Source organism: Leclercia sp. TB492 (assembly GCF_049974505.2).
GTDB classification, from domain to species: Bacteria; Pseudomonadota; Gammaproteobacteria; order Enterobacterales; family Enterobacteriaceae; genus Enterobacter; species Enterobacter adecarboxylatus_C.
In genome coordinates this window covers 1,092,126-1,115,990 of record NZ_CM127572.1, presented here as the reverse complement: position 1 = coordinate 1,115,990, position 23,865 = coordinate 1,092,126, and the positions used below count along the sequence as shown (strand labels likewise).

Genomic DNA, 23,865 nt, shown 5'->3' with positions numbered 1-23,865 from the left:
CCTACCGCCGGGGAGTTGACCTTCCCCTTCCCCGGCGTAAAATCCTGCCCATCGCTGTTTTGAGGGATCCTTATGAACGATGGGACGGACTACCGCGCCATACTTGCCGCCGACACGCCGATAATCGACGTGCGCGCGCCCGTGGAATTTGCCCAGGGCGCTATGCCTGCGGCGATCAATCTGCCGTTAATGAACGACGACGAACGCGCCGCCGTGGGCACCTGTTATAAACGCCAGGGGCCGGAGGCCGCGCTTGCGCTCGGCCATCGACTGGTGAGCGGGGAGACGCGCGACCAGCGCCTTGAGGCCTGGCGCACCGCCTGCCTTGCGCAACCCCAGGGTTATCTCTGCTGCGCCCGGGGCGGGCAGCGCTCGCATATCGTGCAGGCATGGCTGAAAGCGGCAGGCGTTGATTATCCGCTGATCCGCAGCGGTTATAAGGCGCTGCGTCAGGCGGCGATACAGGTCACCGTTGAGCAGGTGCAAAAACCGACCGTGCTGATTGGCGGCTGTACCGGCAGCGGCAAGACCCTGCTGGTGAAGGCCCGTCCGGACGGGATCGATCTTGAAGGGCTGGCGCACCATCGCGGTTCGTCGTTTGGCCGCACGCTAACGCCGCAGCTTTCGCAGGCCAGCTTTGAAAACTATCTCGCGGTAGAGCTGCTGAAAAAAGACGCCGCGCGCTGGGTGCTGGAAGACGAAGGCCGGATGATTGGCTCTAACCACCTGCCGGAGTGTCTGCGCGATCGCATGGTGCAGTCACCAATTGCCGTAGTCGAGGATCCGTTCGAGGTGCGCCTGGAGCGTCTGCGGGAGGAGTATTTCGAGCAGATGTGGCAGGCCTTTCGCACCGCGCGGGGTGAAGAGGCTGGCTGGATTGAGTATGGCGAGTACCTGCACCACGGCCTGTTTGCCATCCGGCGTCGGCTGGGGTTACAGCGTTTTGCCGAATTTACCGCCCTGCTGGATAGTGCCCTGGATGAACAACAGCGCACCGGCAGCACCGAGGCGCATTTCGCCTGGCTTGTGCCGCTTCTGAATGACTATTACGACCCAATGTATCGCTATCAGCTTGAAAAGAAAGCGGAGAAGATTGTTTATCGCGGAACGTTTGAAGACGTTGCCGGGTGGCTGAATCGCTGAAAAAAGCCGGATGCGCTAACGCTTATCCGGCCTACATGTTTCGCGCGATTTTGTAGCCCCGGTAAGCGTAGCGCCACCGGGGGAACAAAGAATTTAGAAGTCGTAGCGCAGACGCACCAGGTTCATATCGCCCAGATCGTCGGTGCTTGAAGTGAACACGTGCTCGTAGTCAACACGGAAACCGTAATCCAGCTGGAAGCTGATACCCACGCCGTTATCGATACGCTGGTAGTTACGGCCATTCATGGTTTCAATACGGTCACCCATGAAGTAAGGCTGGATGGATTTCACCGCATACTGACCAATCGGGAATTTATAGCCCGCGAAGTACTCAATACCCCACGCGTCGCCCGCGAAGTAGTCGTTTACCGACACTTTTTTGCTGGTCATAAAGTTCTGATACCAGCCGCCGCCTGCGGAGAAGGTCCAGTTATCCGGGGTCCAGCTCAGCGCGGTACCGAGGATGTTCTGATCCCAGGACTTGTTGTCGCCGTTATCCGGGTTACGCATGTCGGCGCGGGTGTAGTTCCAGGCTGCGCCCCAGGTCAGATCGGTGGTCAGACGATAATCCAGACCCAGTGAACCGCCGCCTTTACGCTTGTAACGCAGGCCGTTGCCCGGCAGATATTCGCTATCTTCGAACAGGTAAGAGGCATAGATGTCAGCATCGCCGAGGGTTTTCTTGTACTTCAGCATCTGGCGTGAACGATAAGAACCGTCGTAGTCGCCGTTGATGCCGTTACCCGGTGCCTGACCGATCATATCGTAGTCCCAGATATCGGTTTTCGCGCCAACCACATCGTAATAAACGCTGTTCTGCTGACCGAAGGTCAGGGTGCCCCAGGTGTCGCTCTTCAGGCCGGTGTAGAGCATACGGCGGGAGGTGTCATGCGCGCCGTCGGCATGGTGATTGTCCCAGTCGAACTGGGCCGGAATGTTAACGCCCAGCTCGTAGTAGCTGATCCAGCTGATGTCATCAAACAGGTAGTAATCTGCTGCGAAACGGAAGCGGGTGCCGCCGTCAAAGCCGTTACGCTTGTAGCTGTTCTTGCCGTCATCACCGGTCATGTTCTGGAACTGAGGACGAATACTGCCGCCAACGGTGAAATTCAGGCGGCTCAGCGGGTCACCCGCCTGCGGATCCTGCTTCAGTACGGTGATTTCAGCCTGGGATGCAAAAGATGCCAATGCCACTGCTGCGCCGATCGCTACCGCCAGCGCTTTTTTAGTTATGGTCATTATTTTTCCTTAATAGACACACTACCATTTATTTAGCAGGTGAATATTAACCAGGATTTATCCGGCTGTGTTGTCCGGTTTTTAATGATTTGTGCCACTAAAATTCAAAGAGTTATCTTTTTATGCTACTTAGGCGTCACGCACCGGTATAAAAACCGGTGCGTGACGATTACGGAGGGGAATTAGCCGGAGAACTGCCGGAACAGGGCTTTGCCTTTCAATAAACGGGCCCCCAGCCAGCCGCCGCACAGAGAGAGCATCACCGCCCCGCAGAGCGGCAGGATCGCCCACAGCCGCCAGTCCGGCTCCCACGGGAAGTCAAACACGCGGGTTTGTAGTACCGCCAGCGCGGTTTCAGCGCCAATGGCCGCCACCAGGCCTGCCACCAGCCCCAGCAGGGCAAATTCGCTCCACAGCGTAGTACGCAGCAGCTTTTTACCCGCCCCCAGGGTGCGGTAGACCACCAGCTCCTGATGGCGCTGACGCATTCCGACCTGCACCTGGGCCAGCAGCAGCAGGATGCCGCAAATCGTTACCAGCACCACCATCACCTCCAGCGCCCGGCTTACCTGCTCCAGCACCTGCCCGACCTGTCTGAGGATCGCCCCAATATCCAGCAGGCTGATGGTCGGAAACTCGCGGTTAAGTTGGGTGAGCATGCCGTTGCCGTTCTCCCAGCGGAAGCTGGTCAGCCAGCTCTGGGGCTGTCCGTCCAGCGCCCCGGAAGGGAAGATAAAGAAGAAGTTCGGCCGCAGACTCTCCCAGTCAACCTTGCGCAAGCTGGTGACTTTAGCGCTAAAGTCCTGGGTATCGCCGGTAAAGGTCACCGTATCGCCCAGCCCGACGTTGAGGCGTTTTGCCAGCCCCTCCTCCATCGACACTTCCCCCGCTTTTGGCGGCCAGCTACCGGCGACGATCGGGTTATGATCCGGGCGCTTATCCTGCCAGGTCAGGTTCAGCTCGCGGTTGAGGGATTCATCCTTATGGCCCTCGGTGGACTGGCCGTTAATCTGGGTCAGGCGCGCCCGCACGATGGGGTAGTACGACTCGGGGATAATCTGATGCTCAGCCAGGAACGCCTTCAGCGGCGTGACCTGCTCCGGGGCGATATTGATCAGGAAATAGTTCGGGCTCTCCGGCGGGAGCTGCTGTTGCCAGCGGTCCAGCAGGTCGCCGCGCAGCACCAGCAGCAATGCCAGCAGCATAAACGACAGCGAAAACGCCGACAGCTGGCTGAGGGTCGACCACGGCTGGCGCAGCAGGCGATTCACCGCCAGACGCACCGGCAGCGATTTCACCGTCAGCCCGCGCAGCACGCTGAGCAGCATCCAGCCCAGCACGCCGCAGAGCAGCGCCAGCACCACCGCCCCGGCCAGGACCGCCCACAGCAGCATGCTGCCGCCCATCAGCCAGGCGAGCAGTACCACCACCACCGCCACGATAACCGGCAGGTAAAATTTCAGCGGCCAGACGCTGGCCACCACGTCCCTGCGCAGGACGCGCAGCGGCTGGGTCGCCAGCAGCAGGCGGTACGGACGCAGCCCCACCAGCAGCGAGATGACGATCATCGCGCCAATCGCCCACAGCCACGGCCAGAGGCTGGCTGGCGGCAGGGCGGCAGGCAGCACCGGCTTGAGCAGCACCATCAGCACTTTTTCAAACAGCAGCCCCATCGCCCCGCCGGTCATCGCGGAGAGCGCAAGCACCATCAGCCACTGGCCGACAATCAGCTTACGCAGCTGCGCTCTGCCCGCTCCCAGGGTTTTGAGGATCGCCACCAGGTCGTAGCGGCTTCGGCAGTAGTGACCCATTGCCACCGCCACTGCCGCCACCGCCAGCAACAGCGTCAGCAGCGCCGAGAGCAGCAGGAACTGCTGGGAACGCTCCAGCGACTTGCCGAGCGCCCCGTCTTCCTGCTCCATCCCGGACCAGCGGTGCTCCGGTTTCAGCTGCGGCAGGAGCCACTTCTCGTAACTCGCTAATTGTGCGGGTGTACCGCCAAACTTAATGCGCCAGGTGACGCGGCTCCCGGGCTGTACCGCCCCGGTGTTGGCCACATCCGCGGTATTCATCAGCAGACGCGGCGCCATCTGGAACGGGTTAAACCCGGAGTCGGGCTCCTGAATCACTTCCCCGGCAATTTTAAGCCGGGCATCGCCAACGTCGATGCTGTCGCCGGTTTTTAAATTCAGGAGCGCCATCAGACGCGACGCCAGCAGCACCGTGCCCGGGGCCGGTTTCAGGCCCGGCGGGTTGGTTTGCAGTTCGCCGTACATCGGATAAATATCATCGACAGCCTTTACGCTCGCCAACTGCGGCGTATCGGCGGCAAAGGTCATGGTCTGGAAGCTCAGCTGCTCGCTAACCTTCAGCCCCTCTTTTCTCGCCTCCTCAAGCCACGCCTGCGGCACCTCGCGGGAGCTGCGCAGCGTCCGGTCGCCGGCCATAAACTCACGGCTTTGCTGGCTGAGCCCCTTTTCCATCCGATCGCTGACGCTGCCAAGCGCCAGCACACAGGCCACCGCCAGGCTTAACGCCAGCCAGACGATGAGCAGTGAGGGGGAACGCCATTCGCGCCAGAACCAGCGGGCAATCATGCTTCCTCCCTCAGTTCACCGTTCACCAGACGCAGGCGGCGGTCGCAGCGGGCCGCCAGCTGTGGGTCGTGGGTGACGAGGATCAACGTGGTGCCGTGCTCGCGGTTCAGGGAAAAGAGCAGATCGGCAATTTTGTCCCCGGTCTGGCGATCGAGGTTGCCGGTAGGTTCATCGGCAAAGAGCACGTCCGGGCGCCCGTTGAAGGCGCGGGCCAGCGCCACGCGCTGCTGCTCGCCGCCGGAGAGCTGCGCCGGAAGGTGATCGAGGCGTTTGCCCAGCCCAAGCTGCTCCAGCAGGGCTTTTGCGCTCTCGCGGCTGTGGGCGGTATTCTCGCCGCGCAGCAGCCCCGGCAGCTCGACGTTCTCCAGCGCATTGAGGGTCGGGATCAACATAAACGACTGGAAAACAAAGCCAATGTGCTTCGCCCGCAGAGCGGCGCGCGCCTCTTCATCGCGGCTGTGCAGCGGTTGTCCGACCAGATGGACCTCACCGCTGCTGCCGTCATCCAGACCGGCGAGGATCGCCAGCAACGTGGATTTTCCGGAGCCCGACTCGCCAATCAGGGCGATGCTCTGCCCGCGTTTGACAATGAGTTCAACTCCGGTAAGGATGGAAAGCTCGTGCTCACCCTGACCCACGGACTTCTTAAGATGATGAACTTCAACAATGTTTTCCGCTGGCATTTGCCCTTCCTGTTTCTGATTCTGATGACATTTCGTGCCGCGGCGGCGGACACGTTATTAATTCTGGGCGATAGCCTCAGCGCGGGCTACCGGATGGCAGCCAGTGCCGCCTGGCCTGCCCTGCTGAACGATAAATGGCAGACCAAAACGTCGGTGATCAATGGCAGCATCAGCGGCGATACCTCCCAGCAGGGGCTGTCGCGCCTCCCGGCCCTGCTGAAGCAGCATCAGCCGCGCTGGGTGCTGGTGGAGCTCGGCGGCAATGACGGTTTGCGCGGTTTCCAGCCCCAGCAGACGGAGCAGACCCTGCGCAAAATTTTGCAGGATATCCGCGCGGCCAATGCGCAGCCGCTGTTGATGCAAATTCGCCTGCCCGCCAACTACGGTCGTCGGTATAATGAAGCCTTCAGCGCGATATATCCGAAGCTTGCCAAAGAGTTCGATGTTCCGCTGCTGCCCTTTTTTATGGAAGAGGTCTACCTGAAGCCGCAGTGGATGCAGGATGACGGTATTCACCCCAACCGGGACGCACAGCCGTTTATTGCCGACTGGATGGCGACCCGGCTGGCTCCTTTAGTTAAACATGACTCGTAATTCAGCGGAGATCCTGACAGGTAAAGTTATGCAAAAATCGGTCTTAATAACAGGATGTTCCAGCGGAATTGGCCTTGAAAGCGCCCTTGAACTGAAGCGCCAGGGATTCTGGGTGCTGGCCGCCTGCCGCAAACCCGAAGACGTTGAACGGATGAACGGGATGGGTTTTACCGGTGTGCAGTTGGATTTGGATTGTGCCGACAGCATTGAACGCGCCGCCGATGAGGTGATCGCGCTTACCAATAATCGTCTGTACGGGCTGTTTAACAACGCCGGTTTCGGCGTTTACGGCCCGCTGCAGACCGTCACCCGCGAAAAGCTTGAACAGCAATTTTCCGCCAACTTTTTTGGCGTCCATCAGCTCACCATGCGCCTGCTGCCCGCCATGCTGCCGCACGGCGAAGGGCGGATTGTGATGACCTCCTCGGTGATGGGGCTGATCTCCACGCCGGGCCGTGGGGCTTATGCCGCCAGCAAATACGCGCTGGAAGCCTGGTCGGATGCGCTGCGCATGGAGTTACGCCACAGTGGGATTAAGGTGAGCCTGATTGAGCCGGGCCCCATCCGCACCCGCTTTACCGACAACGTTAACCAGACCCAGGCCGACAAGCCGGTAGAAAATCCCGGTATTGCCGCGCGTTTTACGCTGGGACCGGAGGCGGTGGTCGCCAAAGTGCGCCATGCTTTTGAGAGCAAAAACCCGAAAATGCGTTATCCGGTCACGCTGGTGACCCATGCCGTTGGCCTGCTGAAGCGCCTGCTGCCTGGCCGGATGATGGACAAAATTTTACAGGGCTGAGTTGAAGCCACGCGCCACGCCCCCATGTAAATAAAAACTCATAACAGAGAATGCCGCATGTCCGTACAGAATATTGTCAACATTACCGAAGCAAACCTGCACCAGACCCTTGAACAGTCGATGACCAAACCGGTGCTGTTCTACTTTTGGTCTGAACGGAGTCAGCACTGTCTGGAGCTGACGCCGGTGCTCGAGAAGCTTGCGGCCCAGTACAACGGTCAGTTCATTCTGGCAAAACTGGACTGCGACGCCGAGCAGATGATCGCCTCGCAGTTTGGCCTGCGCGCCATCCCAACGGTTTATCTGTTCCAGAACGGTCAGCCGGTTGATGGCTTCCAGGGGCCGCAGCCGGAAGAGGCAGTCCGCGCCCTGCTGGATAAAGTGCTGCCGCGCGAAGAAGAGCTGAAAGCGCAGCAGGCGGCGGCCCTGATGGCCGAAGGCAAACATGATGAAGCCCTGCCGCTGCTGAAAGAGGCCTGGCAGCTCTCCGGTCAGAACAGCGAAATTGGCTTATTGCTAGCCGAAACGCTGATTATCTTAAAACGTTCCGAAGATGCCGAAGTGGTGCTGAAAACCATCCCTCTGCAGGATCAGGATACCCGTTATCAGGGGCTGGTGGCGCAGATTGAACTGCTGAAGCAGGCCGCGGATACTCCGGAAATTCAGCAGCTACAGCAGCACGTCGCCGCCAACCCTGCCGATGCCGCACTGGCCAGCCAGCTGGCACTGCAGCTGCATCAGGTTGGTCGTAATGAAGAGGCGCTGGAACTGCTGTTCAGCCATCTCAAAACCGATCTGGCTGCCGCTGATGGTCAGGCGCGTAAAACGTTCCAGGAAATTCTGGCCGCGCTCGGGACAGGCGACTCCCTGGCCTCGGTCTATCGCCGTAAGCTTTACGCCCTGCTGTACTGATCCCCTGCCTGTGCCCGGTAATGCTTCGCTTACCGGGCCTGCTCATCTGATTTAACCTCTCCGTATCATTTCCGCCTGATAGCTGACGACTAAATATTTTCAGTCTATGGACAGATTGACTGTTTTTATTACCTTATCAGTCGACCCTCACTTCAAAACCAATAAAGACTTAAATAAGTCTTTATAAAGACTACTTACACGCACGCAAGAAAATAACAACATCTTAACGAATCAATAAAAAACCCGTCTGGCAACGGCCAAAAAGCGTTACCAAACGTAAATTTGATCACAATATTCTACCAAAAAGACTAATCACACACTTTAGGTAACATTTTTCTCTAAGCGAAGCATACCCTTCTTTCGTTTGAAATTAGACTAACTGCAGACAATAAAAATTGATCGTTAATTGACTTGCCAATAACTATTTAATGGTTAGAATCCAGAAAAAAATGACCATTAAAAATGGCTTTAGTTATACACAAGACAACAAAAAGACAATAAAGACATCTGCAAATACTTCAGAGCCAGAGCCCTCATACTCTCTGCCACTCTGCAATTTACATTTTGATCAAACGATTGACCTCAGGATATGTAGAGATGAAAACCACGTTGAAACTGATCGCATCGGCAGTGTCGCTGTGCGTTACTGCCCCGGCTGCGTATGCGATAAGTTCGGATCAAGCAGCAGCGAACCTGAAAGGCGCGCTGGAATTTGACCACTTTGCACAAAAAAATTACGCCGCCGCGCTCAGGGCCGAACGCGTGACCAATGTCGATATGATGAATGTGATCCATCAGTACCAGGCGGGATCGCCTGAAGCCGCAGCTGCCGCCCGGACGCATCTTGATGCTTTAAATTTAATCAGCCAACGCCGCAATGAGGTTAAATTTGCTCAGACGCAGCTGCAGGCCGCACGCAACGCATTCAAAGATGGTTCGATTGCGCCGACAGCCATTCCTGTCGCGCCAATGCCACAACCCCTCAAAGCCCCACCGCTGCCGGTGCAGGCCGTCCCACCAAAGCCAGTGATATATAACGTTCCACAGCCGATCGTTGCGCCACCGAAGCTGGCCTATAACGTGCCGGTTAAACCGCAGACGCTGACGACCACCAGCACTCCGCAGCCAAGCGTTGCGCCGCCGACGCCAACCTACAACGTGCCGCCAAAACCGCAGACGCTGACGACCACCAACACTCCGCAGCCGATCGTGGCCACGCCGACACCGACCTATAACGTGCCGGTTAAACCACAAACGCTGACGACCACCAGCACTCCGCAGCCGATCGTGGCCCCGCCGGCGTCGACCTACAACGTGCCGGTTAAACCGCAGACGCTGACGACCAACAACACTCCGCAGCCAATCGTGGCCCCGCCGACGCCAACCTATAATGTGCCGGTTAAACCGCAGACGCTGACGACCATCAGCACTACGCAGCCGATCGTGGCCCCGCCGGCGCCGACCTATAATGTGCAGGTTAAACCACAAACGCTGACGACCATCAGCACTACGCAGCCAATCGTTGCGCCGCCGACGCCGACCTATAATGTGCCGGTTAAACCGCAGACGCTGACGACCAACAACACTCCGCAGCCAATCGTGGCCCCGCCGACGCCAACCTATAACGTGCCGGTTAAACCGCAGACGCTGACAACCAACAGCACTACGCAGCCGATCGTGGCCCCGCCGACGCCAACCTATAACGTGCCGGTTAAACCGCAAACTCTGGCCAACAACGCCTCGCAGCCGATCGTTGCGCCGCCGACGCCGACCTATAATGTGCCGGTTAAACCGCAGACGCTGGCCAACAACACTCCGCAGCCAATCATTGCGCCGCCGACGCCGACCTACAACGTACCGGTTAAACCGCAGACGCTGTTGACAACCAACGCCTCGCAGCCAATCGTGGCCCCGCCGACGCCAACCTACAACGTGCCGCCAAAACCGCAGACGCTGACCACCAGCACCGCGCAGCCAATCGTGGCCCCGCCGACGCCAACCTATAACGTGCCGCCAAAACCGCAGACGCTGACGACAAACAACACCCAACAGCCAATTGTGGCTCCGCCGACACCAACCTATAATGTGCCGGTTAAACCGCAGACGCTGTTGACCACCAACGCCTCGCAGCCAATCGTTGCGCCGCCAACGCCGACCTACAACGTGCCGGTTAAACCGCAAACGCTGGCCAACAACACTCCGCAGCCGATCGTGGCCCCGCCGACGCCAACCTATAATGTGCCGCCAAAACCGCAGACGCTGACGACCAACAACACTCCGCAGCCAATCGTGGCCCCGCCGACGCCGATCTATAACGTGCCGGTGAAACCGCAGACGCTGACGACCACCAGCACTACACAGCCAATCGTGGCCCCGCCGACGCCAACCTATAATGTGCCACTTAAACCGCAAACGCTGGCCAACAACACTCCGCAGCCAATCATTGCGCCGCTGACGCCGACCTACAACGTGCCGGTTAAACCGCAAACGCTGGCCAACAACACTCCGCAGCCGATCGTCGCGCCGCCTACGCCAACTACGCCACTAGCCCCGGCATATGAAATCAAAACCATCCAGCCTATCCTGAGCCTGCAGCCAGCGGCTGGCGATATTCCTTCACCTCAACCGCTGCCGACCACAACGGTGCAGGTCGTTAACCAGCAAACTATGCCAACCACGCTGGTTAAGGGGATGCCGGACAATACCGTCATCAACGCGCAAAAAGCAGATACCGGAAGTGTGACCCTGGTGGATAGTCAGACAACTCCACTGACCGTGACCAGCGCAGGTGCCGATGCCCAGCCGTCAGCACCTGCAAAGAAGACCCCCAGCACCAGTCAAACTGCGGACAACAGCTACACCGTCAGGATCGTTAGCGAGGTGAACAGCTACTATGTCGATCAAACTAACCGCAGCCAGATAGAGACTAACGGTCAACGCATCGCGAGCAATAGCCAGCGTATCGAGACCAACGTCCAAAATATCGACAACAACAGCCAGCGCATCTCGGGCAACAGCCTGCGTATCGATAACAACAGCCAGCGTATCTCAGGTAACAGCCAGCGTATCGACAGCAACAGTCAACGCATCTCCCGCAACAGCCAGTCGATTGAGCGTAACGCGAAAGAGATTGATGACACCCGTGAAGATCTTAAACGGGGTCTGAATAACGCCGCGGCGATGTCCAGCCTGCATTATCACTCCGATAATTCATGGGCACTGTCGACGGGTACGGCGAATGGCGATGGTGCAGCCCTGGCTGCCGGTCTGCAGAAAAGCGTGACCCCGCATGTTGCCGTCAACATGCAGGCATCCAGCTCCTTCGATAACGGCTGGATGGCCGGAGCGGGCATCTCAGGCGATTTTTAATCCCCTCGCTCCGTTCTAAAATCCACTTCTGGCCGCCGTTATGGCGGCCTTTTTCATTTCAAAAACGGCTTCACTTAAGTCTTATTAATGTTTAATTCTGGCAAACAGATAACGAGACTTATCTCTGCGCATCGCAGTCTTTAAAATGTCCTCATTTTTTTACACTACCCCCATCAGGAGTAACCTTTATCTTCCATTTGTGATCGACACAAACATCCCGCATCTGTAGCTAATGGCCTCATCCTGCAAGAGATGATAAACTTTTTCGCGTTTGAAATGGCAGGCTAATAACTATAGGAAGTATGCGGCATGACACACATCTTTTATGAGTTCACCTCCCTGAAGCCCGGCGTTCCTGATGTAGAAACATTAATGCAAGTCATCAATTCCTCGGCAATCACCAGCTTTGTTATTGGCCCTGAAGTGGTTGATTTTGTAAAAAAAGCGTTGATCGTTAATACCACTATTGTCAGCTTTAAAAACTGCAAATTTGCCTTCGATAACGGTACGCACTTCATTGAATTCGATGGGAAAGGGAAATCGAAGCGTTACGATGAGGTTCCGGAGTGGTTTGTCTCCCCTGCTGACTTTTCCCGCACCCAGTGGCTCATTAACCATAAGCTGTCGGATGTGATGGCGACGACTTTTATCGACGTGCTGATGTCTTACCCGCTGAAAGAGCGTCGCGCCCACTGCAATTTGCTGTTCGGATTAGACTTGCATAAGACAGGGATCGTGCCGTCCAGCACGCCTGCCGCAAGCAAGATCGGCAATAAAAATGGCAAAACCACCAAACCCAAAATCATCGAGCTGGGCTCGTTCGAGCTGTTCAGCCAGTTCTTTGCGCGTCTGAAAAGCGCCGTTGCGGAGGATCGGTTCCCCACCCTGCAGGTGCTGACCGGTATCGACAATCTGGCGAAGGCGCCAAACAACCTTAAGCAGGGGATCCGCACCTGGTTTAAGGCCATCACCGGCGACCTGCCGCCTAATAATAAGCGCGTCGAAGCCGGGAATGCCGGGTTGTTCTGTGCCCCGGTACGCGAGCAGCTGCAGCAGATTGAAGCTATCGGTCTGGAAAAATATTATGCCGCGCTGTCACGCGCGATCAATGAAGCCGGCGAGCAGTATATCTCCGACTTCTCCTGGACCGGGCCCGACGCCTGACCACCTGCATTCTGATGTTTTTTTGTCCCGCCCCGCTATTTTTAGCGGGGCTTTTTTATGTCTGGATCCAGCCCGCACCACTGATTCGGCGCGAATTTGGGCCTGTTTATCGGTATACTTATGGGCAACAAACGAACAGTTGTTATCGCAATATGGAATACAAAACAGGAGGTTTTATATGTTCATCGTCATCCCTATTCTGATCTTCGTCGCGCTGGTCATTGTTGCCGCCGGAGTGAAAATCGTACCGCAGGGCTATCAGTGGACGGTTGAGCGTTTTGGCCGTTATACCAACACGCTGCAGCCGGGCTTAAGCCTGGTGGTGCCGTTCATGGACCGCATTGGCCGCAAGATCAATATGATGGAGCAGGTGCTCGATATCCCCTCTCAGGAGGTCATCTCCAGGGATAACGCCAACGTCACCATCGACGCGGTATGCTTTATTCAGGTGATCGACGCGCCGAAAGCGGCCTACGAGGTGAGTAACCTTGAGCTGGCGATCATTAATCTGACGATGACCAACATCCGTACCGTTCTGGGTTCCATGGAGCTGGACGAGATGCTCTCCCAGCGCGACAGCATCAACACCCGCCTGCTGCACATCGTTGATGAAGCCACTAACCCGTGGGGCATCAAAGTCACCCGTATTGAAATTCGCGACGTGCGTCCGCCCGCAGAATTGATCACCTCCATGAACGCCCAGATGAAGGCCGAACGAACCAAGCGCGCCTACATTCTGGAGGCCGAAGGGGTACGCCAGGCCGAGATCCTGAAGGCCGAAGGGGAAAAACAGTCGCAGATCCTCAAAGCCGAGGGCGAACGCCAGTCCGCATTTTTACAGGCTGAAGCCCGGGAGCGTTCGGCGGAAGCGGAAGCCCGCGCCACCCAGATGGTCTCGGAAGCGATCGCTGCCGGAGATATCCAGGCGATTAACTATTTCGTGGCGCAGAAATACACCGAAGCGCTGCAACAGATCGGCTCGGCGGACAACAGCAAGGTGGTGATGATGCCGTTGGATGCCAGCAGCCTGATGGGCGCGATCGGCGGCATCGCGGAACTGATCAAAAACAGCGGCAACGAGCGCAAATTATGATCGAGACGATCGCGGCACATCCGCATGTCTTCTGGCTGAGCCTTGGCGGCCTGCTGCTGGCGGCCGAAATGCTCGGCGGCAACGGCTATCTGCTGTGGAGCGGCGTGGCGGCGGTTATCACCGGGCTACTGGTCTGGCTGTTGCCCTTCGACTGGGCCTGGCAGGGGGCGCTGTTTGCGGTGCTGACCCTGACGGCCGCATGGCTGTGGTGGCGCTGGCTCTCAAGGCAGGTGCGCAGGCAAAAGCCCGCCGATGCCCGGCTCAACCAGCGCGGACAGCAGCTGGTGGGGATGCAGTTTACCCTTGATACCGCCCTGCTGAACGGGCGCGGTCATATGCGCGTCGGCGACAGCTCGTGGCCGGTCATTGCCGACGACGATTTAAGCGCCGGCACCAAAGTTGAAGTGGTGGCCGTCGAAGGGATCACCCTTCGCGTCCGGGCCCTTTCCCGATAACAACAGGATGAGCATGATGGTCAGGAAGACAACGCTGGCAATCAGCGTTAGCGCACTACTGGCGAGCGCCGCACCGGCATTCGCCTCCTTTGATATGGAAGACTGCAACTGGAGCGATGAGCACTGTCTGCTGAAAGGGGACCCGGTGCTGACGCCCGGCAACGACTCCCGCGACAACCTGCTGCGTCTGCTGAGCGAAGCCAAATCCTTCGCCCTGCCGGTCCAGTCGATGCCTGCGGATATCACCCGCTCTCGCGACTTCTACTTTGCTTACCACCCGGAGTGGGACGACATGGAGACGCCGCCCACCGCAGCGGCGGATAAACCGGCTGAAGAGAGCCTGCTCAACCAGCAGCTGGCCGCGTTGCAGCTTGAGCCCGTCGAAACCCATCAGGACGGCGAGCAGGAAAACCGCTTCGTCTCAAACAGTGCCGACAGCCTCAGCCAGTTTTTTGCCGCGCTGCTGGCGGACGACTCGCTGACGGCGGAACAGCGCCATGCTCTGGGTCAGGCGCGTCTGGGGTTATACGCCGGCGCAACCGATGAGCAGATCTCGTCTTCCCTGGCGGCCCTCCCGGCGGAGTCTCCTGCCCTGCCCTATAAAACCTATCTGACGGGAGCAGCCCGTTTTTATGCCGGGGATTACGACGGCGCGGATCGGGCGTTTACCCTGCTTGTCGACAGCGATCGTCCGTGGCTGGCAGAGACCGCTAACTATATGCTGATGCGCACGGCGCTGAACAAAAGCAGCCAGAACAGCACGGGAGAATACGGCGATTTTGATATCGATCGCATCGACCGCCCGGCCGCTGAACAGGCGCAGAAAGCCGCCCAGGCCTATCTCCAGCGCTGGCCAGAGGGCCATTATGCTGATTCGGCGCGCGGCATGCTGCGTCGCATCAACTGGTATCTGCAGGCGTGGCCGCAGCTGGCGGGGCTGTACGAGCAGCGCTTCCAGCAGGCTGAGAATGCTGAGGCGCTGCGCGGGCTGGTGACAGAATACGATAATGTCTACGGCATGCAGTTCTACGGTCGCGCCGTACGGGAGGCCTTCCCCGATGCGCCGCGGGTCAGCTATATCGAACTGCTGCGCGCCCTTCGCCTGAACAGCGACGAGAAACCGACCCTGACCCAGGAGGATCTCAACGGCAGCAAACCGGCGTTTGAACAGAGCGGCAAGCTGGCGCTGTGGCGCAATTTACAGCTGAACCTGTGGCAGGCGACGGATAACCACGCCGCCATTCTTCAGGCCGTTAAACCGGCTGAGAAACTCCCGGCGCACGATATTCTCGCCTTCAGCGAGCAGGTCCTGTACGGCGACGCGCTGATGGCGCAAAAGCAGTGGCCCGCGGCACGCGATTTCTGGCTGAAGCTGCTGAAACTCAGCCAGGATCCTGAACAGCAGCAGTACGTGCAGGCTAAACTGGCGGCGACCCTGGTCTTTGGTGGCAACACAGAGGCGATTTTTGCTGCGGATAGCGCCGTCACCAACCTGCGTTTTCGCTCCCGGGTGTTGAAAGCGGTGGCTTCGCCTGAGCGGTTACGCCAGCAGGCCAGCCAGGGGCCCAACAACGAAGAGCGCACCATTGCGCTGCATACCTTGCTGGTACGCGACTTAACGGAAAACCGCTTTAGCGACTGGTTAAGCGACAGAAAACTCATCAGCGCCATTACGCCACCCGTTGTGGGCAAGGCGTTTGACGATGTGAATCTCACCACCTTCGACTGGAACGGTGATGCCGCCGAAGCCGGTTACGTCTGCCGTAGCCTGGATGACACCGTGCAGGTGCTCAGCCAGAACGCTAAAGATGCTCATGCTCTGAACTGTCTGGGCGAGTTCTTCCGCACCTCGAATACCCATGTTGATATCTGGAAAGACAGCGCGGGCAACGACGTGCTGGAGACGGCTATTCACCGCAAAGAACCATACGGGCAGTTCAACAGACAGGCTTACTACCAGCAGGTCATCGCGTCGCCGAAGGCGGAGCATGAAGATAAAAGCTACGCACTCTATCGGGCCATCATGTGTTACGCCCCGTCAGGCTATAACGAATGTGGCGGAGCAGACGTGGAAAAATCCCAGCGCAAAGGCTGGTTCTCGCAGTTAAAAACGCAGTATCCGGGCAGCCCGTGGGCGCAAAAACTCAAATACTACTGGTAGCCGCGCTGCTGGCCGGACAGGCGCAGGCGGATACCGTCACCGCCCGCGAGCACCCGGCCTTCTGGCTCTGGTCGGGCGTGAAGGCCAGCGAGGCGCTGAAAGAGGCGCAAACGGTCTATCTGCATCAGGGTGAAGTGCTGGCCCGGCCGAATGAGGTGGTGTTTCAACGCCTCGGTCTGCCGGTCAGCCGCCTGACGTTTCCCTCCCTCTGGCTGACCGTGCGCTTCACCACTCTCGACGTGCCGCCGGCCATTGTGCCGAGAATTGTCCGCCTGATGCAGCGCTGGCAGGCCGCCGGAAATCAGGTGGTGGGTTTGCAGGTCGATTTTGATGCCGCCACCCACCAGCTGGCGGACTACGCACGCTTTTTACAGCAATTGCGCCAGCAGCTGCCCCCCGAATTTTCGCTGGGGGTGACCGGGCTGCTGGACTGGGCAAAAACCGGGGATGTCGCCACGCTGAACGCGCTGGCGGTGGATGAGCTGGTGATCCAGAGCTATCAGGGTCGCCATACGGTAGACAACTATCAGGCCTATCTGCCCGCCCTTACCCGGCTGCGCATTCCGTTCAAGCTCGGGCTGGTCCAGGGCGGCAAACGGGATGTTCTGGCCGAAGCGCAGCTCCAGCGCTCCCCCTGGTATCGCGGTACGGTAGTGTTTATGCTCAACCCGGCTCGCGGCTAGGCCTTCGCCTTGCGATGGCAGCAGCCGGAGAGGTTATCGATGATCGGGCAGTCGGCGCTCTCATCCCCCGGGCAGCTTTCGGCCAGCGCCAGCAGCTGGTCGCGCATCGCCTGCAACTCCAGGATATGGCGTTCAATTTCGGCCACCTTCTCCAGCGTCCGGCTTTTAACATCGGCGCTGTGTCGGGCGGGATCGTTAAACAGGTTCACCAGGTCGCCGCACTCATCCAGATTGAACCCCACCTGACGCGCCTGGCGCAGCAGCGTGAGTTCATCGAGGTGCTTTTGCGTGTAGCTCCGGTAGCCGTTCTCGCTGCGCAGCGGCGGCGTCACCAGCCCCTTCTCTTCGTAAAAGCGGATCGCTTTGCTGGTTAACCCGGTTTTTTTGGCAACATCACTGATATTCACGTTTCCCCCTTGACCTTCCCCTTGATGGAAGGTTTAACCTTCATAACAGTTAGATGAAAGTGTCCCTCCGGTCAATATCTGGCTGGAGATTTATAAGGAGTATTCGTATGTCTCACACCATCGATCTGACACTGGACGGCCTCTCCTGCGGCCACTGTGTCAAACGCGTCAAAGAGAGTCTGGAGCAACGCCCTGACGTTGACACCGCAGAGGTCACCATCGACCACGCCGCCGTTACCGGCAGCGCCAGCGCCGATGCCCTGATCGACACCATCAAACAGGCCGGTTACGGTGCGGCGTTAAGCCACCCAAAGGCTGATCCGCTGACAGCGTCAACAACTCCGTCGGAAGCACTGACAGCGGCCCCCTCTGAGCTTCCGGCAGCTCACGACGGTGATGACAGCCAGCAGCTGTTGATCAACGGCATGAGCTGCGCCAGTTGCGTCACCCGGGTGCAGAACGCTTTGCAGGCCGTTCCGGGTGTGGCACAGGCACGGGTCAACCTGGCGGAACGCACTGCGCTGATCATGGGCAGTGCCTCCGCCGCTGATTTAGTGCAGGCCGTTGAAAAAGCGGGCTACGGTGCAGAGGCAATTGAAGATGACCTCAAACGCCGTGAACGCCAGCAGGAAACGGCCATTGCCACCATGAAACGTTTTCGCTGGCAGGCGATTGTCGCCCTGCTGGTGGGGATCCCGGTGATGGGCTGGGGGATGCTCGGTGACAATATGATGGTCACCGACGATAACCGCACGCTGTGGCTGGCGATTGGCGTTCTCACCCTCGGGGTGATGATCTTCGCCGGCGGCCATTTTTATACCAGCGCATGGAAAAGCCTGAAAAACCGCACCGCCACCATGGACACGCTGGTGGCGCTGGGCACCGGCGCGGCGTGGCTCTACTCGATGAGCGTTAACGTCTGGCCGCAGTGGTTCCCGATGGAAGCACGCCACCTCTATTACGAAGCCAGCGCGATGATCATCGGCCTGATTAACCTCGGCCATATGCTGGAGGCGCGGGCCCGTCAGCGCTCCTCGAAAGCGCTGGAAAGATTGCTCGATTTAACCCCGCCGACCGCCCGGGTAGTGACGGAAAATGGCGAACAAAACGTGCCGCTGGCGGAAGTTCAGGCGGGGATGATCCTGCGTCTGACCACCGGGGATCGCGTCCCGGTGGACGGCGAAATCACTCAGGGCGAAGCCTGGTTTGACGAAGCGATGCTGACCGGTGAGCCGGTGCCGCAGCAGAAAAGCGACGGGGAGAGCGTCCACGCCGGTACGGTGGTGCAGGACGGCAGCGTGCTGTTCCGCGCAAGCCGCACGGGCAGCCACACTACCCTGTCGCGCATCATCCGTATGGTGCGCCAGGCCCAGAGCAGCAAGCCGGAGATCGGCAAGCTGGCGGATAAAATTTCCGCCATCTTCGTGCCGGTCGTGGTCGGGATCGCTCTGTTCAGCGCCGCCATCTGGTACTTCTTTGGTCCCGCACCGCAGATTGTCTACACCCTGGTGATCGCCACCACGGTGCTGATCATCGCCTGTCCGTGCGCCCTGGGGCTGGCGACGCCGATGTCGATTATCTCCGGGGTTGGCCGTGCCGCAGAATCCGGCGTGCTGGTGCGCGACGCCGATGCCCTGCAGCGCGCCAGCACGCTGGACACGCTGGTGTTTGATAAAACCGGGACCCTCACCGAGGGCAAGCCGCAGGTCGTTGCCGTCGGGACCACGGGCGGGATCGGTGAAGCCGAGGCCCTGCGCCTGGCCGCCGCGCTCGAACAGGGTTCCAGTCATCCGCTGGCGCGGGCGATTCTGGAGAAAGCAGATTCTGTCCTGCCTCAGGTGAATAACTTCCGCACCCTGCGCGGGCTGGGGGTCAGCGGGGAGGTCGATGGCCATACGCTGCTGTTGGGCAACCAGGCCCTGCTGGCAGAAAACGGCATTGATACCGGGGCGCTGGATGCGCAGCTGCAGGCGCATGCCGCGCAGGGTGCGACCCCGGTGTTGCTGGCGGTGGATGGCCAGGCCGTGGCGCTGCTTGCCGTTCGCGATCCGCTGCGCGCTGACAGCGTGAGCGCGCTGCAACGCCTGCACCGCGCGGGCTATCGTCTGGTGATGCTTACCGGGGATAACGCCGTCACCGCCCAGGCTATCGCCCGCGAGGCCGGTATAGATGAGGTGATCGCCGGGGTGCTGCCGGATGGCAAAGCGGACGCGATTATCAAACTGCAGGGCCAGGGTCGCCGGGTGGCGATGGTTGGCGACGGCATTAACGACGCTCCGGCGCTGGCCCAGGCGGACGTTGGGATCGCCATGGGCGGCGGCAGCGATGTCGCCATCGAAACGGCGGCCATCACCCTGATGCGCCACAGCCTGATGGGCGTGGCCGACGCGCTCGCTATCTCGAAAGCCACCCTGCGCAACATGAAGCAGAACCTGCTGGGAGCCTTTGTCTATAACGCCTTCGGTATTCCCATCGCCGCCGGGATCCTCTGGCCGCTGACCGGTACGCTGCTCAACCCGGTGGTCGCGGGTGCCGCCATGGCCCTCTCCTCGATTACCGTGGTGAGCAATGCCAACCGCCTGCTGCGCTTTAAACCTAAAGAGTAACGACGTGCATAAGACAAGGACGTCTTGCACCGCCCCTCCCCACGCGCTAGCATGAATTTTTACTTTCCTGGAGCGCGTATGAGTCTGTTTCAACGTATAAAAGCATCTTTTCGCGCCCTGTTCCCTCGCCGCTATCGCTGGCCCGGCCTCGATATCTCCCTGCCCGGCGGACAGCATCTGCATCTGGTTGGCAGCATCCATATGGGCACCCGGGATATGTCTCCCCTGCCCGAGGGGCTGATCGCCAGGCTGCACAGCGCCGATGCGCTGGTCGTGGAAGCAGATATCTCCGGGGATGAGTCGCCCTTCTCAGGCCTGGCGATACCGCCTCCGCTGAATGAGCGTCTTAGCGCCACACAGCTGGCCGAGCTGGAGCGGCTTGCCGACGAGCTCGGGTTATCGCTCTCCATGCTTGAGAGCCAGCCGCTATGGCAGATCGCGATGGTGTTGCAGGCCACCCAGGCACAGCGTCTGGGTCTGCGGGGCGATTACGGCATCGATTACCAGCTGTTGAATGCCGCGCGCGCGCGGCAACTGCCTATTATCGAGCTGGAAGGCGCTGCCAGCCAGATTGCCCTGCTGCGCCAGATGCCGAACGACGGGCAGCTGCTGCTGGAAGATACTCTGACCCACTGGCATACCAACGCCCGTTTGTTACAGACCATGGTGAGCTGGTGGCTGGATTCGCCTCCTGTCGTCGACAGGCTGGCGCTGCCGGCGACCTTCAGCGAATCGCTGTATGACGTGCTGATGCACGAGCGTAATCAGGCGTGGTGCGAGAAGCTGCACGCGCTGCCTGCGGGACGGTATGTGGTGGCGGTGGGAGCATTACATTTGTACGGCGAGGGAAATTTGCCGTCGTTGCTGAAATAAAAAAGTGGCCAATATTTCTATTGGCCCGTCAAAGAGGAATTTCATCGTTGTTATTATGCCGGAGGAGACCCCCGGTTGAGCCGATTGTCGCTCAAAGTGACCATCACTGCCAACACTATATGCGCAAGATGGTGCTATTTTTTAGCCTCTTCTGAGGCGTATGCTTAGGGCGTTTATTGTCCGGGCTAAGAAGGATTGCTATGACTCCCGCCGTTAAATTACTCGAAAAAAACAAGATTACGTTCCGGATCCATACCTACGACCACGATCCGAGTGAAACCAATTTTGGCGATGAAGTGGTGCGTAAGCTGGGGCTGAATGCCGATCAGGTTTATAAAACGTTGCTGGTCGCGGTCAACGGCGATATGAAGCATCTCGCCGTGGCGGTGACGCCGGTTGCCGGGCAGCTGGATCTCAAGAAGGTGGCGAAGGCGCTGGGCGCTAAAAAAGTGGATATGGCCGACCCGATGGTGGCGCAACGCACGACGGGGTATCTGGTGGGTGGCATCAGCCCGCTGGGGCAGAAAAAGCGCCTGCCGACGCTGATTGATGCACCTTCTCAGGCCTTTGAAACGATCTATATTTCGGGTGGCAAGCGCGGGCTGGATATTGAGCTGGCGGCCAGCGATCTGGCAAAAATGCTGGATGCGCAGTTTGCGGATATTGCGCGCCGGGAGTAAAAAATGCCGGGTGGCGGCTACGCCTTACCCGGCACAGCATACCGCTCCTCCGTTAATGTTTACGGAAAAAGTCGTTATACAACATGTACAGATGCGCTGCGCTCCAGGAGAAGTTGGGGGCGCCTTGCTGCGCGCCGGTCAGCGGATTGTAGTTTTCCTGGATCGGGCCGTCAGAGGTTAACCCCTTTGCGTGCTTAAAGAAGTTTTCAGCCAGCGTTTGTGCCTGTTCCCGGTAGCCATAGCGTTGCATCCCTTTCAGGCCAAACCAGAACTGGTCGACCCAGACCCGGCCGCGCCAGTAGATATCCGGGCCAAATGCCGGGTTGGTAAGCGCGGCCGTCCCGAGCGGCACATAAGTGTTGAATTCTTTCGGATCCAGCATCACCTTCACCACGGCATCCGCATGCTCCTGCGTTGCCGCACCGTTAAACAGCGGCGACCAGCCTTCCGGGCCTTTGCCGCGCTCGACGATCGGTTTACCCGCACAGCCATTCTGAAGCGGTTTATCCTCGATGCGAATATCATAGTAAAAACCGCTTTTCGCGTCGAACATGCAGGTATTGATGTAGGTCGCGAGCTTATCCGCCAGCTGGCGGTAGTGGCTGGCCTCCTGCTCTTTCCCCAGCAGGCTCGCCATCTGTGCCAGATAGTGATTGTCGCTGTACATATAGCTCGCCTGGTCGACGGACTCCTGCAGCAGCGAATAGCCCAATAGCCTGCCCTCTTTGTCGCGGTTTTCGGCAAAATTCACCGTCCAGTCGCTGCGTTTGCCGCCGTTTTCGACGTATTTATCCAGCTGGGATTGATCGATAAAACCGAAGACGGCGGCGTCATCGCGTCCCGATTCCCACGAGGCTGCAACCTGCGCCGGGATCTCCAGACTGTCGTAATGGCCCTTGTCGACCACACGGGCATAGTTGTTCAGACCGGAAAGCGATTCCTCTTTATCGCCTTTTTTCACCGTGAAAAGCATCTCACCGCTGGCGGTATTATGGGCTTTATCACGCGTCGCGCCGTACTCGGGCACGCCGTTGCCGTTATGGTCGCGGTTGCGTAGCCACCAGTCGTGGTAGGCCACCAGTTTAGGGTACATCTCTGCCAGCCAGGCCTTGTCCTGAGTGGTGTTGTACACCTCCATCACTGACCACGCGGCAAGGCTCGGTTTGGTATTGCGCTCGTTCCAGTTGCCGCCGTCCCCGCCGCGTTCCGGGCTCAGGTTCCAGGCGATAAGATCCGGCACAAAGCCGGCATCCTGCGGGCGGACCGGATCGTCGGGTTTGATTTGCCAGGAGAATACCGCGCGAATGTTCTCTTTGGCGATCTCCGGGTTGAAATGCGACATGGCAAAGGCCTGTTTCCAGGTATCCCACGGCCAGGTTTGGTTGCCGGAGAACCAACGTCCGGTGACGGATGGCGTCACCGTGTTATAACGCACCGCGCCGCCCGGTGAGCGCCAGTTGCCGTTCAGCGTTTCGATGGCTTTCACCGCCACGCGGGTTTGTTCTGGCGTCGCGTTTGGGTTGGTTAACCCTTTCTGCAAATAGCCTTCCCAACGCTGCTGCGAGGCCGTCATATAGGCGGCCGGACGCGTCAGAATATCGCGGATCGGCATCTGCTCCCGCTTCACCTCATCCGCGTTGAGCAGATGGGAATAGGTGGTATACAGCGTGGTGCTGCCGGTAATGTGCGCCCGGCTGGTAAAGCGATGCCCGTCGACGGTGGTGTCGACGGGGATGGATTTATGCACCTGATATTCTGAACTGCCGGAGGTCAGCAGATCCCAGGTGGAACGCACTTTGCCAAAGGTCACTTTCAGGCCGTCACGGGTGGGGACCAGCCTGCGCTGGTAATCCGGATACGCGCCGTCGATAGTTTTATCCGACAGCGGTTTGCCCTCTTTCGCCTCCAGCTTTTCCAGCAGTTCGCCATCCCACACCAGGTCGAGCGGTGTCTTGCTGGTGATACGGGTTTCCAGCAGCGAGGTGCGCGCGGTGGCAAAGCGCAGCGTCATCGCGATCCGTACATCTTTGGCATTTAGCGTCTGCACCAGCGCGCCGGGAATACTGTAGGCCTCAAGGGTAAAATCCACTTTTTTGCCGTTCTGATACACACTCAGGCGATCGAAATTGGTCGCCATAAAGTTGATGTACTCTTCGGTGAGCAGCGCTACGCCGGGAAATCCTCCCTGGGTCTGCGGCCCGTTCGGCAGTAAGTGCCCATGCCAGGCGCCCAAATCGAGAAAGGGATTAAAACGCTGGTGGTCGTCATAGTCGAAATCGTGCATGTACGCCGGGGCACCGGTACGGTTGATGACGTTTTTAAAATCAGCTGTGCTGGCGGCGTGAGCCGAAAAACTGAGCGCCAGCGCGCAGGCCAGTGGTGTAAGGCTGAGTTTCATGGTGGAAGA

Annotated in this window: 18 protein-coding genes; 13 read left to right on the top strand and 5 right to left on the bottom strand. The window is 58.8% G+C overall.

All coding sequences use genetic code 11. The features are described 5' to 3' along the window. Positions 1-72: 72 nt before the first annotated feature. Positions 73-1,143, top strand: a complete 1,071-nt coding sequence (gene mnmH / locus ACP4QI_RS05120) for a tRNA 2-selenouridine(34) synthase MnmH (RefSeq protein ID WP_426495123.1) — start codon at positions 73-75, stop codon at positions 1,141-1,143. A 93-nt stretch (positions 1,144-1,236) separates the two neighbouring features. Here mnmH and ACP4QI_RS05115 read toward each other — a convergent pair whose 3' ends face one another. The 3 genes from ACP4QI_RS05115 to ybbA all read right to left on the bottom strand — a co-directional run bounded on the left by ACP4QI_RS05115 (position 1,237) and on the right by ybbA (position 5,662). Then, positions 1,237-2,382 carry a porin gene (locus ACP4QI_RS05115; protein WP_426495124.1) on the bottom strand — a complete coding sequence of 382 codons (1,146 nt, stop codon included), beginning with the start codon at positions 2,380-2,382 and terminating at the stop codon, positions 1,237-1,239. Between the two features lie 182 nt (positions 2,383-2,564). Then, positions 2,565-4,979: a putative ABC transporter permease subunit YbbP gene (ybbP, locus tag ACP4QI_RS05110; RefSeq protein WP_285111512.1), complete on the bottom strand. Its 2,415-nt coding sequence runs from the start codon at positions 4,977-4,979 to the stop codon at positions 2,565-2,567. Then, complete coding sequence (gene ybbA, locus ACP4QI_RS05105) at positions 4,976-5,662, bottom strand: putative ABC transporter ATP-binding protein YbbA (protein ID WP_142488497.1); 687 nt, start codon at positions 5,660-5,662, stop codon at positions 4,976-4,978. The genes ybbP and ybbA overlap by 4 nt, the downstream gene beginning before the upstream one ends. Here ybbA and tesA point away from each other — a divergent pair. The 9 genes from tesA to ACP4QI_RS05060 all read left to right on the top strand — a co-directional run bounded on the left by tesA (position 5,630) and on the right by ACP4QI_RS05060 (position 16,892). After that, positions 5,630-6,256: a multifunctional acyl-CoA thioesterase I/protease I/lysophospholipase L1 gene (tesA, locus tag ACP4QI_RS05100; RefSeq protein WP_185902338.1), complete on the top strand. Its 627-nt coding sequence runs from the start codon at positions 5,630-5,632 to the stop codon at positions 6,254-6,256. The two genes, ybbA and tesA, sit on opposite strands and share 33 nt — an antisense overlap. Further along, complete coding sequence (locus ACP4QI_RS05095; RefSeq protein ID WP_142488496.1) at positions 6,246-7,055, top strand: SDR family oxidoreductase; 810 nt, start codon at positions 6,246-6,248, stop codon at positions 7,053-7,055. Before tesA ends, ACP4QI_RS05095 begins: the two co-directional genes overlap by 11 nt. Before the next feature lie 57 nt (positions 7,056-7,112). Next, positions 7,113-7,967: a co-chaperone YbbN gene (locus tag ACP4QI_RS05090; RefSeq protein WP_285128632.1), complete on the top strand. Its 855-nt coding sequence runs from the start codon at positions 7,113-7,115 to the stop codon at positions 7,965-7,967. Between the two features lie 597 nt (positions 7,968-8,564). Continuing rightward, complete coding sequence (locus ACP4QI_RS05085; protein WP_445730305.1) at positions 8,565-11,336, top strand: hypothetical protein; 2,772 nt, start codon at positions 8,565-8,567, stop codon at positions 11,334-11,336. 309 nt (positions 11,337-11,645) lie between these two features. After that, on the top strand, positions 11,646-12,500 hold the full coding sequence (locus ACP4QI_RS05080; protein WP_426495126.1) for a hypothetical protein: 855 nt from the start codon (positions 11,646-11,648) through the stop codon (positions 12,498-12,500). A 178-nt stretch (positions 12,501-12,678) separates the two neighbouring features. Then, a complete protein-coding gene (locus tag ACP4QI_RS05075; protein ID WP_142488492.1) occupies positions 12,679-13,593 on the top strand; it encodes an SPFH domain-containing protein in 915 nt (304 codons plus the stop codon). Then, positions 13,590-14,048 carry an NfeD family protein gene (locus ACP4QI_RS05070; protein WP_142488491.1) on the top strand — a complete coding sequence of 153 codons (459 nt, stop codon included), beginning with the start codon at positions 13,590-13,592 and terminating at the stop codon, positions 14,046-14,048. The genes ACP4QI_RS05075 and ACP4QI_RS05070 overlap by 4 nt, the downstream gene beginning before the upstream one ends. 16 nt (positions 14,049-14,064) lie before the next feature. Then, positions 14,065-16,209, top strand: a complete 2,145-nt coding sequence (locus tag ACP4QI_RS05065; RefSeq protein ID WP_426495199.1) for a hypothetical protein — start codon at positions 14,065-14,067, stop codon at positions 16,207-16,209. Beyond that, positions 16,179-16,892, top strand: coding sequence for a DUF3142 domain-containing protein (locus ACP4QI_RS05060; RefSeq protein WP_231312949.1), 714 nt, complete (start codon positions 16,179-16,181; stop codon positions 16,890-16,892). Before ACP4QI_RS05065 ends, ACP4QI_RS05060 begins: the two co-directional genes overlap by 31 nt. On the opposite strand, the gene cueR is transcribed toward ACP4QI_RS05060, so the two are convergent. Next, positions 16,889-17,299 (bottom strand): Cu(I)-responsive transcriptional regulator, encoded by a 411-nt coding sequence (gene cueR / locus ACP4QI_RS05055; RefSeq protein ID WP_106992209.1) that lies wholly within the window; start codon positions 17,297-17,299, stop codon positions 16,889-16,891. The genes ACP4QI_RS05060 and cueR overlap by 4 nt on opposite strands. A gap of 107 nt (positions 17,300-17,406) precedes the next feature. Here cueR and copA point away from each other — a divergent pair, with 107 nt between their 5' ends. The 3 genes from copA (at position 17,407) to ybaK (ending at position 21,458) form a co-directional block, all read left to right on the top strand. Continuing rightward, a complete protein-coding gene (gene copA, locus ACP4QI_RS05050; protein WP_142488488.1) occupies positions 17,407-19,905 on the top strand; it encodes a copper-exporting P-type ATPase CopA in 2,499 nt (832 codons plus the stop codon). A 78-nt stretch (positions 19,906-19,983) separates the two neighbouring features. After that, positions 19,984-20,778 carry a TraB/GumN family protein gene (locus tag ACP4QI_RS05045; protein ID WP_142488487.1) on the top strand — a complete coding sequence of 265 codons (795 nt, stop codon included), beginning with the start codon at positions 19,984-19,986 and terminating at the stop codon, positions 20,776-20,778. 200 nt (positions 20,779-20,978) lie between these two features. Beyond that, positions 20,979-21,458, top strand: a complete 480-nt coding sequence (gene ybaK / locus ACP4QI_RS05040; protein ID WP_032616885.1) for a Cys-tRNA(Pro)/Cys-tRNA(Cys) deacylase YbaK — start codon at positions 20,979-20,981, stop codon at positions 21,456-21,458. Positions 21,459-21,510: 52 nt separating this feature from the next. Here the strand turns inward: ybaK and ygjK are convergent, their stop codons facing one another. Beyond that, a complete protein-coding gene (gene ygjK / locus ACP4QI_RS05035; protein WP_426495127.1) occupies positions 21,511-23,856 on the bottom strand; it encodes an alpha-glucosidase in 2,346 nt (781 codons plus the stop codon). Positions 23,857-23,865: the final 9 nt, after the last annotated feature.

Excerpts from the sequence above, each read along its gene's own strand:
- mnmH (WP_426495123.1), top strand. The coding sequence starts at position 73 with ATGAACGATGGGACGGACTACCGCGCCATACTTGCCGCCGACACGCCG.
- ACP4QI_RS05115 (WP_426495124.1), bottom strand. The coding sequence starts at position 2,382 with ATGACCATAACTAAAAAAGCGCTGGCGGTAGCGATCGGCGCAGCAGTG.
- ybbP (WP_285111512.1), bottom strand. The coding sequence starts at position 4,979 with ATGATTGCCCGCTGGTTCTGGCGCGAATGGCGTTCCCCCTCACTGCTC.
- tesA (WP_185902338.1), top strand. The coding sequence starts at position 5,630 with ATGATGAACTTCAACAATGTTTTCCGCTGGCATTTGCCCTTCCTGTTT.
- ybbA (WP_142488497.1), bottom strand. The coding sequence starts at position 5,662 with ATGCCAGCGGAAAACATTGTTGAAGTTCATCATCTTAAGAAGTCCGTG.
- ACP4QI_RS05095 (WP_142488496.1), top strand. The coding sequence starts at position 6,246 with ATGACTCGTAATTCAGCGGAGATCCTGACAGGTAAAGTTATGCAAAAA.
- ACP4QI_RS05090 (WP_285128632.1), top strand. The coding sequence starts at position 7,113 with ATGTCCGTACAGAATATTGTCAACATTACCGAAGCAAACCTGCACCAG.
- ACP4QI_RS05085 (WP_445730305.1), top strand. The coding sequence starts at position 8,565 with ATGAAAACCACGTTGAAACTGATCGCATCGGCAGTGTCGCTGTGCGTT.
- ACP4QI_RS05080 (WP_426495126.1), top strand. The coding sequence starts at position 11,646 with ATGACACACATCTTTTATGAGTTCACCTCCCTGAAGCCCGGCGTTCCT.
- ACP4QI_RS05075 (WP_142488492.1), top strand. The coding sequence starts at position 12,679 with ATGTTCATCGTCATCCCTATTCTGATCTTCGTCGCGCTGGTCATTGTT.
- ACP4QI_RS05070 (WP_142488491.1), top strand. The coding sequence starts at position 13,590 with ATGATCGAGACGATCGCGGCACATCCGCATGTCTTCTGGCTGAGCCTT.
- ACP4QI_RS05065 (WP_426495199.1), top strand. The coding sequence starts at position 14,065 with ATGGTCAGGAAGACAACGCTGGCAATCAGCGTTAGCGCACTACTGGCG.
- copA (WP_142488488.1), top strand. The coding sequence starts at position 17,407 with ATGTCTCACACCATCGATCTGACACTGGACGGCCTCTCCTGCGGCCAC.
- ACP4QI_RS05045 (WP_142488487.1), top strand. The coding sequence starts at position 19,984 with ATGAGTCTGTTTCAACGTATAAAAGCATCTTTTCGCGCCCTGTTCCCT.
- ybaK (WP_032616885.1), top strand. The coding sequence starts at position 20,979 with ATGACTCCCGCCGTTAAATTACTCGAAAAAAACAAGATTACGTTCCGG.
- ygjK (WP_426495127.1), bottom strand. The coding sequence starts at position 23,856 with ATGAAACTCAGCCTTACACCACTGGCCTGCGCGCTGGCGCTCAGTTTT.